The sequence below is a fragment of the Rosettibacter sp. KY25 genome, assembly GCF_057554405.1.
Window position 1 is genome coordinate 60,992 of sequence record NZ_BAAJAO010000002.1, and the last position, 17,467, is coordinate 78,458.

Genomic DNA, 17,467 nt, shown 5'->3' on the forward strand with positions numbered 1-17,467 from the left:
ATGCAAACCCTTGAAAACTTCTTAAATCAGGTAAACAATTTTGTCTGGGGATTGCCACTTTTAATTTTGCTTTTTGGAACTCACTTATTTCTTACCGTAAAACTAAAGTTCATTCAAAAATATTTAGGGACAGCAATAAAAATATCATTCTCAAAAAATAAAGAGGGTAAGGGAGATATAAGCCAATTTGGAGCTGTTACTACTGCACTTGCTGCAACAATAGGCACGGGAAATATTGTAGGAGTATCAACTGCTATTGCTTCTGGCGGACCTGGGGCTGTTTTATGGATGTGGCTTACAGGAGTTTTTGGAATTGCTACAAAATATTCAGAAGCTCTTTTATCTGTAAAATATAGAATAACCACGGAAAATGGATTGATGGCTGGCGGTCCAATGTATGTTCTTGAAAGAGGAATGAACAATAAATTTCTCGCAGTTCTATTTGCTGCATTGACTTCCATTACTGCTTTTGGAATTGGAAATATGGTTCAGGCAAATTCTATTTCACACTTAGTTCTTGATGTATTTAATGTCCCTTCATGGATAACAGGAATAATTTTAGCTTTATTAACAGCAATTGTGATAATTGGAGGAATTAAATCAATTGCAAAAGTCTGTGAAAGATTAGTTCCTTTTATGGCTCTCTTTTACATAGTTGGCTGTGTGATTTTATTAGTTATTAATTATCAAACAATTCCTCAATCAATTTATTTAATTATAAAAAGTGCATTTACTGGTCATGCTGTTATTGGAGGTTTCATTGGCGCAGGAATTAAAGAGACAATAAGATTTGGAATTGCAAGAGGATTGTTTTCGAACGAGTCAGGTCTTGGAAGTGCTCCAATTGTTGCTGCTGCAGCTCAAACAAAAAATCCTGTAAGGCAAGCTCTCGTTTCTTCAACCGGCACTTTCTGGGATACAGTTGTAGTTTGTGCATTTACAGGTCTTGTTATTGTTAATTCATACGAATGGATGAAAGGATATGATGGAGCTGTACTTACCAAACAAGCATTTTCTGATATTCCTGTAATTGGTCCAATTTTATTGACAGTTGGACTGTTGACTTTTGTATTCTCAACAATTCTTGGATGGTCATATTATGGAGAAAAAGCAATTGAATATCTTTTTGGTTCAATGCTAATTAAAACTTATCGGTGGCTTTGGGTTATATTCGTTTTTATTGGAAGTGTTATGACTTTGAATATAGTCTGGTCGTTTGCTGATATCACAAATGCTTTGATGGCAATTCCAAATTTAATTTCTCTTATCTTTCTTAATAAAATTATTGTTAATGAAACAAGAAAATATTTGTGGAATGGAAATATTGACATGGAAGAATATTAATCATATAAATTAATTGAGGTTCTACTATGAACAAAAAATCTTTGATTTTAATATCAGGAATTTTTCTGCTTGCATTCATCACTAATTTAATGTCTGCACAAAACGAAGCTCGATTACTTCGTTTCCCAACTATTCATGGTGATAAAATTGTTTTTACTTATGCAGGCGATTTGTATTCAGTTGATGCTAAAGGTGGAATTGCTCGAAAATTAACAAATGATATTGGTTATGAAATGTTTCCAAGATTTTCTCCTGATGGAAAATATTTGGCTTTCACAGCTCAATATGATGGAAATACAGAAGTCTATTTAATGCCTTCAGAAGGAGGAATACCAAAAAGATTAACAATTACTGCTACATTAAACAGAGATGATGTGTCAGACAGAATGGGACCAAATAATATTGTGATGTGCTGGAAAGACAATGAAACAATTATATATCGTTCAAGATGGAAAGAGTTTAATGATTTTAAGGGACAACTTTACGAAGTTTCTATTAATGGTGGACTTTCCAAACAACTGCCTCTGCCAAGAGGCGGCTTTTGTTCATTTTCACCAGATAAATCTGAATTGGCTTACAATCGAGTTTTTCGAGAATTTAGAACATGGAAAAGATATCGAGGAGGACAAGCAGACGAAATCTGGATTTACAATTTCAAAACTAAAAAAACAATTAACATTACAAATAATCCTGCTCAAGATATTATTCCAATGTGGTATGGAAATTTAATCTATTTCATTTCTGATAGAGATGGCAGATTCAATTTGTATTCATATAACATTCAAACTAAAGAAACAAAAAAATTAACAAACTTCACACAATTTGATATAAAATTCCCTTCACTTGGAGATAATGCAATTGTATTTGAATACGGAGGTTACATTTATAAATTTGATTTGAAAACTCAAAAAGCAGAAAAGATTACAATTTATTTAAATGAAGATTTTTATTCAGGAAGAGGAGGATTAATTGATGTAAGCAAAAATATTACAAATTATGAAATATCACCTGACGGCAAACGAGCTTTATTTGGTGCAAGAGGTGAAATATTTACTGTCCCTGCTAAAAATGGTCCTACAAGAAATCTCACAAATACATCTGGAGTTCATGAACGAAATTCAAAATGGTCGCCAGATGGCAAATGGATTGCATTAATCTCAGATAAAACAGGGGAAGATGAAATTTATATCATACCTCAAGATGGGAAAGGAGAATCTATACAACTTACTTTCAACAGCAATAATTATAAATATGAAATTAAATGGTCGCCAGACAGCAAAAAAATTCTTTGGAACGATAGATTGCAAAGATTATTCTATGTTGATATTGAAACAAAAAAAGTAACACTGGTTGACAAATCCGATGCATGGGAAATAACGAGTTTTGCCTGGTCTCCAGACAGCAAATGGATTGCTTATGCAAAACCCGAAGATAGAGCTTTTACAAAAATTTATATTTATTCACTTGATGAAAAAAAGTCTTATGAAGTTACTGATGGATGGTATGATTCTTACGGTCCAGAATTTAGTGATGATGGAAAATATTTGTATTTCATTTCTGAAAGAACATTTAATCCAAAATATGGGCAGACAGAATTCAATCATATCTACACAGATATGGCAAAAATTTATCTGGTAACATTAACTAAAGATACAAAATCACCATTTGAACCTAAGAGTGATGAGGTTTCAATTAAATCTGAAAATCAAAATGTAAAAGAAGGAGATAAAGAAAAAAAGGAAAGCAAGCCAAATGAAATCAAAATTGATTTTGATGGAATAAAAGATAGAATTGCAGAAGTAACTCCAGAAGGTTCAACATATTTTGGATTGACTTCGGCTAATAATAAAATTTATTACATGAAAAGAGGTTCATCAGACCGTAAAGCAAAACTTGTTATGTATGATTTCGAAAAGAAAGCTGAAACTGAACTTGGTGAAGCTGATGGTTTTGAAATTTCTGCTGATAGAAAAAAAATGATTGTAAGCAGTCAAAATTCATTTTACATAATTGACCTACCACAAGCAAAACTTGAATTAAAAGAAAAATTGTCACTTGAAGATTTAAAAATGAATCTTGATAAATATGCCGAATGGCATCAAATATATAATGAATGCTGGAGACAAATGCGTGACTTCTTTTTTGACCCAAATATGCATGGAGTAGATTGGGAAAAAGTAAAGAAAAATTATGAACCCCTTGTTGATTATGTCAATCACAGAGCTGATTTAACTTATATTATTGGAGAAATGATAGGAGAATTGAATATAGGACATACTTATGTTGGAGGCGGAGATTATCCTAAACCTGAAAGAATTAAATTAGGTTTGCTCGGTGCCGAACTGGAAAGAGATGATGCAACTAAATTCTATAAAATCAAAAAAATATTGAAAGGACAAAATTGGGATAAAAATCTTCGTTCACCATTGACTGAAATTGGCGTTAATGTTAATGAAGGAGACTATATAATTGCTGTTAACGGGAAATTTACAAACCAGATGAATAATATTTACGAATCATTAATCAATACAGCAAATAAACAAGTTACATTGACTATAAATTCATCACCTAAAATTGAAGGAAGCCATGAAACTGTTGTAATCCCAATTGATGATGAACAACCTTTATACTATTACAACTGGGTTCAAAACAATATTGAAAAAGTTAATAAAGCAACGAATGGAAGAGTTGGATATATTCACATTCCAGATATGGGCATAAGAGGATTAAATCAATTTGCTAAACTTTACTATCCACAATTAAAAAAAGAAGCATTAATAATTGATGACAGAGGAAATGGTGGTGGAAATGTTTCACCAATGATTCTGGAAAGACTTAATAGAAAATTACAAATGATAACCATAGCCCGAAATACAAAACCTAATGTTGACCCAACAGGAACTCATTACGGGCCAAAAGTATTATTGTTGGATGAATATTCAGCATCTGATGGAGATATTTTCCCATATCGATTCAGGCAGGCTAAACTTGGTAAATTAATCGGCAAGCGTTCTTGGGGTGGAGTTGTTGGAATAAGAGGAACCTTACCGCTGCTTGATGGTGGTTATCTCAATAAACCAGAATTTTCTCGTTACGATATTGAAGGCAAAGAATGGATTATGGAAGGCTATGGAGTCGAACCTGACATTGAAGTAGATAACGACCCTGCACTTGAATATGAAGGTATTGACCAACAATTAAATAAAGCTATTGAAGTTATATTAGAAGAATTAAAAAATAATCCACCTAAAATTGCACCGCCTCCTCCTTATCCAGATAAAAGCAAATAAAATTGGAGAAAATATTTATACAGGCTTGCGAATAATTATATATAAAATTAATTTTGCGCAGCAATTTAATAGTGCCGAAGTGGCGGAATTGGTAGACGCGCTGGACTCAAAATCCAGTGGAGCTCAAAACTCCGTGCCGGTTCGAGTCCGGCCTTCGGTACTAATTGATAACTTCTTCACAAAAATCATTTCATATCTTCCCATTAAATTCAAGAATAATGGAATATTGACATTGTGTAAAATGTATTAATTATTTTCTAATTATATTAGTTAAAAAATGCCAAAAGAATAAAAAAGAAGGGAACAGATTTTTTGTTAAGCTGAAATTATAATGGGAATTCAAAACTATAAGAAAATCATTTATAAAATATATTACAAAGTTTGATTATTATATTAAATTGCAATTTCTTGAAGCATAAATCAGTAACTATCTTATATCATTACAAATTTTTCATTTGTTCGATTTATCATGAACATAATGAAAACCATTTTCATCTTCATATCCTAATGGTGCATATTTAATAGCAAATGCCATAACAATTAAAAATAAAACAAAGTAGCCGATAAGATAAAATAATAGCATTTTACACCTCTAATAAGTCTAAGTAATTATCGAAGGAATATTAAAAAAGTTTAGCAGGGAGGAAGAAATTTTTATAAAATTTATTGAAATCTTGATTACATGTAAGAAATTATGATAGGGGTAAATACAAATTACATTAAAAAGATTTGATAAAATTTATGGAAATTAAAAAAACTCAAAAAAATTTATAAAAATTGTAATGATATCTTGACAAATCAAAATATAAATTCTATTTTGCAATCGTTTGCAAATTAAAATTTTTTATGAGACACAGCACAATAACAGATATTGCAAAAAAATTAGGAATTTCTGCTTCTACAGTTTCCCGCGCTCTGAATGACCACCCCGATATCAGTGCTGAAACAAAGAAAAAAGTAAAAAAAGTTGCAAAAGAATTAAATTATAGACCCAATCCTATAGCTCAAAGCTTAAAAAGTAATCGCACATCTACAATTGGTGTTATTGTCCCAGAAATTAAACATGATTTCTTTTCTTCTGCTATCAGCGGGATTGAACAAGTAGCTTATAATTCAGGCTATACAATAATTTTATGTCAATCAAATGAGAGTTTTGAAAGAGAAGTTGTTAATACTAATTTACTTATGTATCACAGAGTAGCAGGGTTAATAGTTTCTATTTCTCAGAACACAAAACAAAGTGACCATTTTAAGGATGTTCTTGAAAAAGGGATTCCACTTGTGTTTTTTGATAGAACATGTGAAGATATTGATACTTTCAAAGTTGTAATTGATGACAAAAAAAGTGCATTCAATGCAGTTTCATATTTAATAAAAAAGGGCTATAAAAAAATTGCTCACTTTGCTGGTCCTACTGGTCTTGATATATGTAAAAAAAGAATGAGTGGTTACATCGATGCATTAAAAGAAAATGGAATTAATGTAGATCAAAATTTAATTAAGTATGGAGGATTACACGAACAGGATGGCTACAATTCAATGAATTCTTTGCTTGAAAAAAATATAATACCTGATGCTATCTTTGCTGTTAACGACCCTGTTGCAATTGGTGCTTTTCAACGAATTAAAGAATCAGGTTTAAAAATTCCCGATGATATTGCAATAGTTGGCTTTTCAAATAATAAAATTACAAGTCTGGTGGATCCACCATTAACAACAGTTAATCAGCCTTCATTTGAGATGGGTAAAAAAGCTGCAGAAATTTTGATTGATATCATCGAAAACAAAAATTTACCTGATGAAAAAGAAATTATCTTAAATGCAGAATTAATAATTCGTGCATCAACTTAATTTTTTGCATAATTATGCAATCGTTTGTTAAAGTAAATATCCACAAATAAAGGAATTACTTATGCCATCAATAGGATTAACTTTTATCGACTGGATTATAATCTTAATCTACTTTGCCTTTGTTCTGGGCATTGGAGTTTATCTTCGCAGATTTACCACAAGCGAAGAAGATTTCTTTCTTGCAGGAAGAAAAAATTCTTCGTGGGTTGCTGGTTTAGCATTTCTATCTGCCAACTTAGGTGCACTTGAATTGCTTGGTATGACAGGTAATACATTCAAATATGGAATGTATGTAGCTCATTTCTACTGGATTGGCGCTATCCCAGCTATGCTGTTCCTTGGTGTCTACATGATGCCATTTTATTACAGCAGTAAAATTAAATCCATTCCCGGTTATCTTAAACTAAGATTTGATGAAAAAACAAGAGTTCTCAATGGAATCTCATTTGCAATTATGACTTTACTTGTATCAGGAATTAATCTTTATGCAATGGCTCTGGTGCTTCATACTTTCTTAGGGTGGAACTGGGATATTAGCATGTGGGCTTCAGCAATTACTGTTGCTGCTTATGTAACACTAAGTGGTTTAATGTCTGCAATATTTACAGAAATAATCCAATTCTTTTTAATCTGGTTTGGATTGTTCTTGGTTTCAATTATGGGAATAATTGAAATTGGCAGCATTGACCAAATATTAAATAGACTTCCAGCATCAATGAACACACTTTGGTCTACATCTGCAGACCCAACACAAAACGGAATGATGATTCATTGGGCTGGAATTGTTCTTGGTTTGGGTTTTGTTCTTTCTTTTGGTTATTGGACTACAGACTTTCTTGTTGTTCAAAGAGCATTTTCTGCAAAAGACCTTAGAGCAGCTCGTATGACTCCAATTCTTGCTTCATTTTTCAAAATGGCACTTCCATTCATAGTTATTCTTGCTGGATTAATTGCAATTGCTTTATCAAATGACCCAAACAGCGGATTCAAATTATTAGAAGATGGCGGTCAGATAAATTATGATTCTGCACTTCCTATGTTAATCAAAAGATATTATCCAAGTGGATTGGTCGGCTTGGGTGTTACTGCATTACTTGCTGGATTTATGGCAGGTCAGGCTGGCAATATCAGTGCATTTAATACTGTTTGGACTTATGATATTTATAAATCAGTCCTTAACAAAAATGCTAGCGATAAACATTTGCTCTGGATGGGAAGAGTTTCAACTGTAGTTGGCGTTATAGTTTCTTTAGGTACAGCATATTGGGCAAAAAGTTTTCCAAGCATTATGGATTATATGCAGGCAATTTTCTCATGGGTTAATGCTCCTTTATTTGCTACAATGCTATTAGGAATGTTTGTATGGTGGATTACACCAAATGGTGCATTCTGGGGATTAATAACAGGAATGCTTTCTTCATTTTTAATGTATATGGGAGTAAAGTTCCATTGGTTTAATGAAAGCATAATTACTATGTCGAGTGTTCAAAGTGACATGGCTGCAAATTTCTGGAGAGCATGGTGGGCGTGGCTAATATGTGCTGTTGTTACAGTTGTTATCAGTCTATTTACAAAAAAGAAACCAAAAGAAGAACTCGTTGGCTTGGTAAAAGGATTAACTGATGAAAAACATGATGCACATCTGCCTTTCGTAAAACGTCCGGAATTCGTGGCAATTATTTCATTAATCGTATTAGTAATATTAAATATTATTTTCTGGTAAAATGGAGAATAAAACATGACAGTAAAAGGAATGAAACCAATCTGGTATTTTGTTGGATTAATCCTTCTGATAATGGGAGGAATAATATTTCTTACAGGAATTTATTATTTATTAAATCCATCAGCACGATATACAGTATTAAGTGAAACACACCCAAATATCTGGTGGGGTGCAGTAATGCTAATTTTTGGAAGCATTTTATATTTCAAAAACAGGAATGAAATTATTCAATAGGTGAAAAGAATGGCTGATATTAATTCTGTAGAAAAAAAATTCAAAGAACTATTTAATGAGAATCCTTTATTACTTCGTTCGCCAGGAAGAGTGAACTTAATTGGTGAACATACAGATTATAACATGGGCTATGTATTGCCAGGTGCAATTGATAAATCAATTTATTTTGCTATAACTCCACGCAATGATGATTTATGTAAAATTTATGCTTATGATATAAATGAAAGTCATGAGTTCAATGTTAATGATATACATCGATCAAAAAAAAGCTGGACAAATTACTTAATGGGAGTGGTTGACCAGCTGAATAAAGCTGGATATAAAATTAATGGATTTAATTGTGTTTTTGGCGGAGATATTCCAATTGGTGCTGGTTTATCCTCGTCGGCTGCTTTAGAAGCTGGATTAGCTTACGCATTGAATTCAATTTATGATTTGAAAATAAGCAAACTCGAGTTGGTAAAACTTGCTCAAAAATCTGAAAATGAATTTGTCGGTGTTAAATGCGGAATAATGGACCAATACATAAATATTTTTGGAGAAGAAAATAAAGTTCTTAAAATTGATTGCCGCTCCCTTGAATATGAATACATCCCTTTCGAATTCAAAAATGTTTCAATTGTTCTTTTTAATACTGGAGTTTCACATTCATTGGCTTCATCAGAATATAATTTACGCAGAAAAGAATGCAGAGAGGGTGTTGAAATTATTCAAAAAGATTTTCCTGAAGTTCAAAGTTTGCGCGATGTAACTCTTGATATGATTTATGAATACAAAAATAAAATGACAAACAAAATTTATAATCGATGTAAATATGTTGTAGAAGAAAATGAAAGATTATTAAAAGCATGCAATGCACTTAAAAGAAAAGATTTGCCAACATTAGGAAATTTAATGTATCAAACTCATGAAGGATTAAGCAAAGATTATGAAGTAAGCTGCGATGAACTTGATTATCTTGTTGATTTAACAAAAAATGATGATAGAATTTATGGCGCTCGTATGATGGGAGGCGGATTTGGAGGCTGTACAATTAATCTAATAGATAAAAATGAAGTTCAGGATGTTTGCAATTTATTTGCAGAAAAATACAAAAGAAAATTTGGAATAGAATTAAAATATTATGTCACTTCTATAAACAAGGGAACAAGTTTTATTGAGGTTTATGAGAATGCAAAAATCTGAATTGAATAATTATCCACATAGAAGAAAAAATATTTTAACTGGTGAATGGATTCTTGTTTCACCTCACAGAACACAAAGACCATGGCAAGGTGAAGTCTCAAAAGTTGACGATGAAACTCGTCCTCAATACGACCCGAATTGTTATTTATGTCCTGGCAATAAAAGAGCAAATGGAGAAACAAATCCAAACTATGAAAGTACTTTTGTTTTCACAAATGATTTTTCTGCATTGCTCGAAAATGTTCCGCCAAATAAAACTGATAAGAATTTATTAACTGCAAAAAGCGAAAGAGGAATTTGCAGAGTTGTAAATTTTTCTCCTCGACATGATTTAACACTTGCAGAAATGTCTGAACCAGAAATTGAAAAAGTAATAGATAAATGGATTGATGAATTCAAAATGCTCGGCTCAAAACCATTTATTAATTATGTTCAGATTTTTGAAAACAAAGGAACAATGATGGGGAACAGCAATCCTCATCCGCATTGCCAAATTTGGGCTCAGGAAAGTATTCCAATGGAACCATCAAAAGAGTTAAAAAATTTTAAGAACTATTATCAAAAATACAAAAGAAGTCTTCTTTCAGATTATCTGAAATTAGAATTGAAGTTAAAAGAAAGAATTGTTTATGAAAATAATTCTTTTGTGGTTCTTGTTCCTTTCTGGGCAGTTTGGCCCTATGAAACATTAATTATTTCTAAAAGAAAAATTGCAAACATAACTCAGTTCAAAGATTCAGAGAAAAAAGATTTTGCAAATGCTTTGAAAGTAATTACAACAAAATATGATAATCTTTTTCAAACAAGTTTTCCTTATTCTTCTGGATTACATCAGGCACCTACAGATAGAAAAGAACATAAAGAATGGCATTTTCATATGCATTTTTATCCACCACTTTTAAGGTCAGCAACAATCAAGAAATTTATGGTTGGATATGAAATGCTTGCGGAACCGCAAAGAGATATTACTCCAGAACAAAGTGCAAAAACATTAATGGAACTTTCAACAATTCATTATAAACAAATAAAAGAAAAAATATGAGAAGAGTAATAATTTTTATTTTTTTAATCATCTTATCTGCAAGAGCATATTCTCAAATCGATATTGATATTAACAAATACATTGAAAATCCGGAAATCTTTGGCGAAAATAAGGAAGAACCAACCGCAATCTTAATACCTTATTCATCGTTAGAATCAGCTCTTTCGTATCAAAAAGAAAAATCTAAATATTATTTTTCTCTTAATGGTAACTGGAAATTTCAATGGCAAATTAATCCATCACTGGTTCCAAAAGATTTTTTCAAAAAGGAATTTAATGATAAAACATGGAAAGAAATTCCTGTCCCTTCAAATTGGCAGATGCAAGGATATGACCATTTGATGTATAGAAATATTCCAATGGAGTTTTATCCTTACAATCCTCCTTATGTGCCTGATGATATTAATCCAACTGGACTTTATAGAAAAATATTCAAAGTTCCATCTGAATGGAAGGACAGAAAAATCTTTCTTCACTTTGATGGAATTCAATCAGCTGCCTTCATCTGGATGAATGGCAAATATGTTGGTTATCACGAAGATGGAATGACTCCTGCTGAATTTGACATCACAGATAAAATTGAAAAGGGAAATAATTTACTTGCAGTTATGGTCCTTCGATGGAGTGACGGCTCTTATCTTGAAGACCAAGATATGTTTAGATTCTCCGGAATTTATCGAAATGTTTATATCTATTCAAAACCAAAAGTAACAATCAGGGATTTATTTATTAAAACAGATTTTGATGAAAAATATATTGATGCAAATTTAATTCTCGATGTTATATTGAAAAATTATTTAGAAAAATCATCAAAGGTAAAAATAAAATATTCACTTTATGATGCAGCAAATAAAAAAGTTTTAACAAACGAATCAGATTTCTTTGATATAAATGATAAACTAACAACAACTTTAACGCAAAAAGTAAATTCACCAGAAAAATGGTCTGATGAACATCCATATCTGTATAAACTTATTCTTGAATTAATTGATTCTAATCATAAAGTAATTGAAGTATTGTGTCAAAGAGTTGGTTTTAGAGAGTTGGAAGTTAAGAATGGTGTAGCAATGATGAATGGTATGCCTATATATTTTCGAGGAACAAACCGTCATGAACATAATCCAGTTGGAGGAAAAACTTTAACAAAAGAATTAATGCTCGAAGATATAAAATTATTGAAGCAGTTCAATTTCAATGCTGTAAGAACAAGTCATTACCCAAACGACCCATTATGGTATGACTTATGTGATGAATATGGAATTCTAATTCAAGATGAAGTAAATGCCGAATGTCATTATACAGAAAATGAATTTCCTTCAAGAAAGGAATATTTCAATGCTTTTATGGATAGATTTATAAGAATGGTTCAAAGAGATAAAAATCATCCAAGTGTAGTAATGTGGAGTACAGGTAATGAATGCGGACTTGATAAACCTCACTATGCAATGGCAGATTACATAAAGAAATTTGACCCAACTCGCTTTTTAATGCATCAATCAAATTGGCCCGATGGCGAAGCTCCTTATGTTGATATTATTGGTCCAAGATATCCTACCCCGTCACGATTGAGACAAATTGGATTAACAAGAACGAAACCAGTTGTAATGGGTGAATATGCTCATGCAATGGGAAATAGTTTAGGCAACTTTGATGAGTTCTGGGAAATAATTTATGGAACTCCTCATCTTCAAGGAGGATTTGTTTGGGATTGGGTAGATCAAGGTTTGAAAGTCAAATCAAAATTTGTAAAGGATTTTTCTTCGAATAATATTCAATGCGGAGTTATGGGAAATCCTGAAATAGTTAAAGGGATTGATGGAAATGCAATTAAATTAAGCGGCTTGGATGATTGGATTGAAATTTATGATGACCCTCGCCTTGACTTAAGGGGCAACAACTTGATAATTGAGTTTACAGTTTTCCCACAAAAATTTTATTTAGAAAATCCACTTGTTACAAAAGCTTATCAATTTGGAGTAACACAAATTACAGAAGATACATTAAGCTTCTACATTAATTCATACAAGAATGCACTTAAAATTAAGCTGCCTGAAGATTGGTATTCAAAATGGCACAAAGTAAAAGCTATTTATGATGGAAAAGAAATATCAATATTTATTGATGAAAAATTATTTGGTTCAAAAAAATATGAAGGAAAAATTAATTCATCACACTATCCAGTAAATATTGGAAGAGATGCTTTAAGAGATAATGACCAGCATTTAGGCTGGATTTCAAATTTCATTTTTGATGATGTTAAAATTTTTGACAGCATTGAAAGTACTCAACCAATTCTTTGGCTTAAATTTGATGAAATTACTGAAGGAAAGGAATATTTAACATTTGGAATCAGTCCATTCTGCATTAATGGAATGATAACAGCAGACAGAAAACCACAGCCAGAATTATGGCAAGCAAAACACAGCATGTCACCAATTCGATTTTATGCAGCCGATATAGAGAAAGGAATATTTAAAGCAGTGAATAAATATTCATTTACAAATCTGAATGAATTTGACTTTGACTGGTATTTATATAAAGATGGAAAATTAGAAACCTCAGGCAAATTTAATCTTGATGTAGCTCCCCATTCAGAAAAAGAATTTAATATTTCATTGCCAAAAGAACTTGATAATAAACATGAATATGTTTTAGAACTAAACTGCAAAACAAAAAAAGAAAAGTCATTAATACCTGCAGGTTTTGAAATCAACTTTCAACAGTTTGTATTAAATGAAAAGATAAATAATCTGAGCGAAGAAAAAGATTTATCAAAAAATACAGAAATAAAAATAGAAGAGAATGATAATTTATGCGCAGTTAAAATTAGCAGCATTAAATATGAATTTAACAAGAAATGTGGAGCAATGAATTTATTCAACAAAGACAAATTATTAATATCGTCAATGAACTCGAACTTATGGAGAGCACCAATATCGAATGAAAAATCAGATTGGGGCAAAGCAGAAGAAAAAGATTGGTACAATATGGGATTGAATGAGTATCAAACAAATGTAGAGAAGTTTGAAATTGACAAAGTTAATTCAACAATAAAAATAAAATCATACACAACTTTTTCAAGAAGCAGTGATTTAGTTATTAATGATTTCACTTATAGTTTTAATAATGATGGGAGTGTAAAAATATCTCATATAATAACCCCACTTGGCTATTTCAATGTTAGCTGGCTACCTTGTATTGGACTTAAATTTATGATGCCAGATAGTTTTCAAAATCTTACATGGTATGGCAGAGGACCTTTTGAAAATTATCCAGATAGAAAAACTGGAGCTAAATTGGGAATACACAAAGTTAAAATTGATTCAGTAATGAATCCATACATTGAGCCACAAGACTATGGTAATTACTCCGATGTAAGATGGTTTGAAATAAAAAATAATAAAGAAGGAATAAAAATTATTTCTGATAATCCAATTAACATATCAGCAGTTCCATATTATAATCTCGATAGAGCAGAGTATACATATCAATTAATGAGAGATGGTTATAATAGAATTCAGATTAATTACAAAATTAATGGTGTAGGCGATACACCAAATCCCACAATGCCGCAATATCGAGTTTATCCAAGCGAATATAAAAATAATTTAATAATCAAAGTAAACGATTTGAATAGTAAGTAATAAAAGATAAATTAGGGAAATTATTGATAAAAATAACTTGACAAACAGAAATAAAAAAAATATATTGCAATCGTTTGCGGGAACGATTGATTAAGAGTTATTTTTCCACCTAAGTTTTTAATAAAATATTTGGGGAGGAGTCAATGCTAAAAAATTTATTACTTCTTTTGCATCTCTTTATTATAATTTTTTCTAATGATTACACCGTATATGCTTCAGGTAAAATTTCTGGTAAAGTTACAGACAAAGTCACAGGTGAAGCATTAATAGGTGCTAACATTTTCCTTGTTGGCACTAGTCTCGGTGCTGCATCTGACTTAGAAGGCAAATATACAATTCCTAACGTTCCCTCTGGTAAATATACTGTTAAAGTGTCTTATATAGGTTATGAAACTGAACAATATGATATTGAAATTAAGGACAATCAACATCTCATACTTGATTTTAAATTAAGTGTCGTTTCAGTAGCAACTCAGGAAATTGTAATTACTGCTCAAGCAAGCGGTCAAAATGCAGCTATAAATAAACAAATTTCATCAGAAAACATTACTAATGTTGTTTCTAAAGCACGCATACAATCACTTCCTGATGCAAATGCTGCAGAATCAATTGGCAGATTACCTGGTATTTCTTTAGTAAGATCAGGAGGACAAGCAACTCAAGTAGTGATTAGAGGTCTTCGTCCTCAGTATAATAGTATCACTATTGAAGGTGTTCCAATTCCTGCAAATGATGCTGGAAATATTTCTGCACGAGGATCTTATGCTACTCCGACAATTACTGAAGGTGGTGGACGTGCAGTCGATTTGAGCATGATTTCTTCTCATTCACTTGAAAGCATTGAGGTCTATAAAACTATTTCTCCTGATATGGATGCAGCAGTTCTTGGAGGGACAGTTAATTTTGGGATGCGTGAAGCTAAAAGTACACCATCAGGAGCTCCTTCTGTGTTTTTACTTGCTCAGGGAGCTTACAATGATTTAATGAGTTCGTATAATGATTATAAATTCGTTGCAAGTGTTGAAAAAAGATTTTTTAACGACCGTTTAGGAATTTTTGTTCAAGGAATTGCTCAAAAACAAAATCTCACTTCTAATCAATTAGGTGTTTCATATTATCAACCAAATAAACAGGATAAACCTGATTCTATTGTGCTTGGAAGTATGACACTTACATTTTCGCCTTCAGAACAAAAAAGATACGACGGAACCTTAACATTTGATTATCGAATTCCAAATGGAAAATTAGCACTTGTAAATTTCTTCAGTCATGGTACTACATTAACCAAATCACATGATGAAACATATAATTTAGCAAATTATGGAAATGATATTCTCTTTGGTACACAATTAACAAAAACAGAACAAAATGTTGTTACAAATATTTTAGCTTACGAACAAAATATCGGAATAATCAAAACTAATATTAAAATTTCTAATGCATATTCCGACACAAGAATACCAGAGGGATGGAGAGTTGCTTTTGACCAGCTTTCAGCTGGAACTAATGCAATACCTAATAATCTTAGTCCTGCACAAATTGCAAACAGAGCTAAGAATTTAATAAAATTAGATAATATGTACTGGCAAGGCAATTCAAGCTGGAGCAGTTATAACAAGCAAAATAATCTAAGAGCTTCCGTAGATCTTGAGACTAAATTTAGTATTTCTGATTTAGTTTCTGTTTCTATGAAGGGTGGTGGTCAATATGAATATACAACACGATATTATAATTTTGACAATGGTTTTGGAAGCTTATATACAGGTGCAGCCGCTGGTTTTAGATATAATTTAGTTCAAGCTCTCCCATGGTTAACACAACCACCTTATAATTTTGATCCTACTGGTAACAGGTATTTTAACATTAGAGGATTCTATGATACTAATATGGATTTCGGAAAATTTTTGAAAGGAGAATATGAAATACATTCAGCTGTAAATACAGATATTATTGCTTCAATTATGAGAACAATCAAATCATTAGGTGCTGCAACAACTCAACCTCAAGCAGTTCCAAGTTATGTCCCTGATGTTTATAGCAGTATTGCAAATGATTATACAGGTCATGAATTTCGAAGCGCAGAATATTTTATGGCAACAATAAATATTGGTCCTTCTATAACAATAATTCCTGGTATTCGTTATCAAGGCTTAAAAACTTCTTACACTGCTGCTCATTTTTTAGGAAATGCTGATGCTCCGAATCCATATCCCAATAATTTGCCTCACAAAATGGTAACAGAAGACCAATATCATGGTTACTGGCTGCCAAATATTAGAATGAAATATAATCCAATTTCATGGCTTAGCATTAGAGCAGCATATACAACTTCACTTGCTTATCCTGATTTTTATCAAATTATACCCAGAATGGATGTTTCGAGCAACAGTGGCCATTGGGTCGTTTGGAACAACTATGCATTAAAACCAGCATATTCACGTAATTATGATTTTCAAGTTGCAGTTTATAATAACACAATTGGTTTATTTGCATTGAGCCCATTCCTAAAACAAATTGATAATCTAATCTTCAGTCAACAAACTTATATAACAGACCCTTCAAAATATCCTGGGATTCCAAGTTATACTAAAACTTTTTCTCTTACTACTTTTATTAATAATCCACATAGAGTTAATGTTTGGGGTCTAGAAACAGAATGGCAAACGCACTTCTGGTATTTACCTTCTCCATTTAATTCATTAGTTCTTAATGTGAATTATACTCACATATTTTCAAAAGCTAAATACCCATATACAGTAACAAAGCACTCTCCAGTTTATCCATTCCCAACAATTTATATTGATTCTACTTATACAGATAGACTTATTCAACAGCCTGATGATATAGTTAATTTATCAATTGGGTTCGATTACAAACAATTTTCAATTTTATTATCAATGATTTATCAAGCAAAAATTTATAATAGCACAAATTTCTATAATTCTTTGCGATCAGATAAAGACAAATATTTAAGATGGGATTTGTCAATTAAACAAGGTCTACCATGGTACAATCTTGAAGTCTACTTCGATTTATATAATTTGAACAGCGAAGAAGATATCTATCTTGTTAGAGGTTCTGGATTTCCAAATTCAATTTCCCATTATGGACTTACTGCTGATTTAGGATTAAGATTTAGAATAGAGTAATATTT

The 17,467-nt window shown here is 31.6% G+C and carries 10 protein-coding genes and 1 tRNA gene; 10 read left to right on the forward strand and 1 reads right to left on the reverse strand.

The features are described 5' to 3' along the window. From AC27L2_RS01620 to AC27L2_RS01630, 3 genes are all read left to right on the forward strand, one after another. A complete protein-coding gene (locus AC27L2_RS01620) occupies nucleotides 1–1,344 on the forward strand; it encodes an alanine/glycine:cation symporter family protein (RefSeq protein WP_487210083.1) in 1,344 nt (447 codons plus the stop codon). 26 nt (nucleotides 1,345–1,370) lie between these two features. Further along, entirely contained in the window at nucleotides 1,371–4,634 is a 3,264-nt protein-coding gene (locus AC27L2_RS01625; protein ID WP_487209910.1) for a S41 family peptidase, read from the forward strand. Nucleotides 4,635–4,707: 73 nt separating this feature from the next. Continuing rightward, nucleotides 4,708–4,794 (forward strand) — tRNA-Leu (locus AC27L2_RS01630). 291 nt (nucleotides 4,795–5,085) lie between these two features. Here AC27L2_RS01630 and AC27L2_RS01635 read toward each other — a convergent pair. Next, nucleotides 5,086–5,217 carry a hypothetical protein gene (locus AC27L2_RS01635; RefSeq protein ID WP_487209911.1) on the reverse strand — a complete coding sequence of 44 codons (132 nt, stop codon included), beginning with the start codon at nucleotides 5,215–5,217 and terminating at the stop codon, nucleotides 5,086–5,088. Between the two features lie 263 nt (nucleotides 5,218–5,480). On the opposite strand from AC27L2_RS01635, the gene AC27L2_RS01640 reads away from it, so the two are divergent. The 7 genes from AC27L2_RS01640 (at nucleotide 5,481) to AC27L2_RS01670 (ending at nucleotide 17,462) form a co-directional block, all read left to right on the forward strand. After that, a complete protein-coding gene (locus AC27L2_RS01640; RefSeq protein ID WP_487209912.1) occupies nucleotides 5,481–6,485 on the forward strand; it encodes a LacI family DNA-binding transcriptional regulator in 1,005 nt (334 codons plus the stop codon). Between the two features lie 61 nt (nucleotides 6,486–6,546). After that, the gene (locus AC27L2_RS01645; RefSeq protein WP_487209913.1) at nucleotides 6,547–8,208 is read left to right on the forward strand and encodes a sodium:solute symporter family protein; all 1,662 of its coding nucleotides are present in this window, start codon (nucleotides 6,547–6,549) and stop codon (nucleotides 8,206–8,208) included. A gap of 15 nt (nucleotides 8,209–8,223) precedes the next feature. Beyond that, nucleotides 8,224–8,442 (forward strand): hypothetical protein, encoded by a 219-nt coding sequence (locus AC27L2_RS01650; protein ID WP_487209914.1) that lies wholly within the window; start codon nucleotides 8,224–8,226, stop codon nucleotides 8,440–8,442. Nucleotides 8,443–8,451: 9 nt separating this feature from the next. Further along, complete coding sequence (locus AC27L2_RS01655; protein ID WP_487209915.1) at nucleotides 8,452–9,627, forward strand: galactokinase; 1,176 nt, start codon at nucleotides 8,452–8,454, stop codon at nucleotides 9,625–9,627. Further along, nucleotides 9,614–10,669: a UDP-glucose--hexose-1-phosphate uridylyltransferase gene (locus tag AC27L2_RS01660; RefSeq protein WP_487210084.1), complete on the forward strand. Its 1,056-nt coding sequence runs from the start codon at nucleotides 9,614–9,616 to the stop codon at nucleotides 10,667–10,669. The genes AC27L2_RS01655 and AC27L2_RS01660 overlap by 14 nt, the downstream gene beginning before the upstream one ends. Continuing rightward, nucleotides 10,666–14,313: a glycoside hydrolase family 2 TIM barrel-domain containing protein gene (locus AC27L2_RS01665; RefSeq protein WP_487209916.1), complete on the forward strand. Its 3,648-nt coding sequence runs from the start codon at nucleotides 10,666–10,668 to the stop codon at nucleotides 14,311–14,313. The genes AC27L2_RS01660 and AC27L2_RS01665 overlap by 4 nt, the downstream gene beginning before the upstream one ends. Nucleotides 14,314–14,456: 143 nt before the next feature. Beyond that, nucleotides 14,457–17,462 carry a TonB-dependent receptor gene (locus tag AC27L2_RS01670; RefSeq protein ID WP_487209917.1) on the forward strand — a complete coding sequence of 1,002 codons (3,006 nt, stop codon included), beginning with the start codon at nucleotides 14,457–14,459 and terminating at the stop codon, nucleotides 17,460–17,462. Nucleotides 17,463–17,467 lie beyond the last annotated feature (5 nt).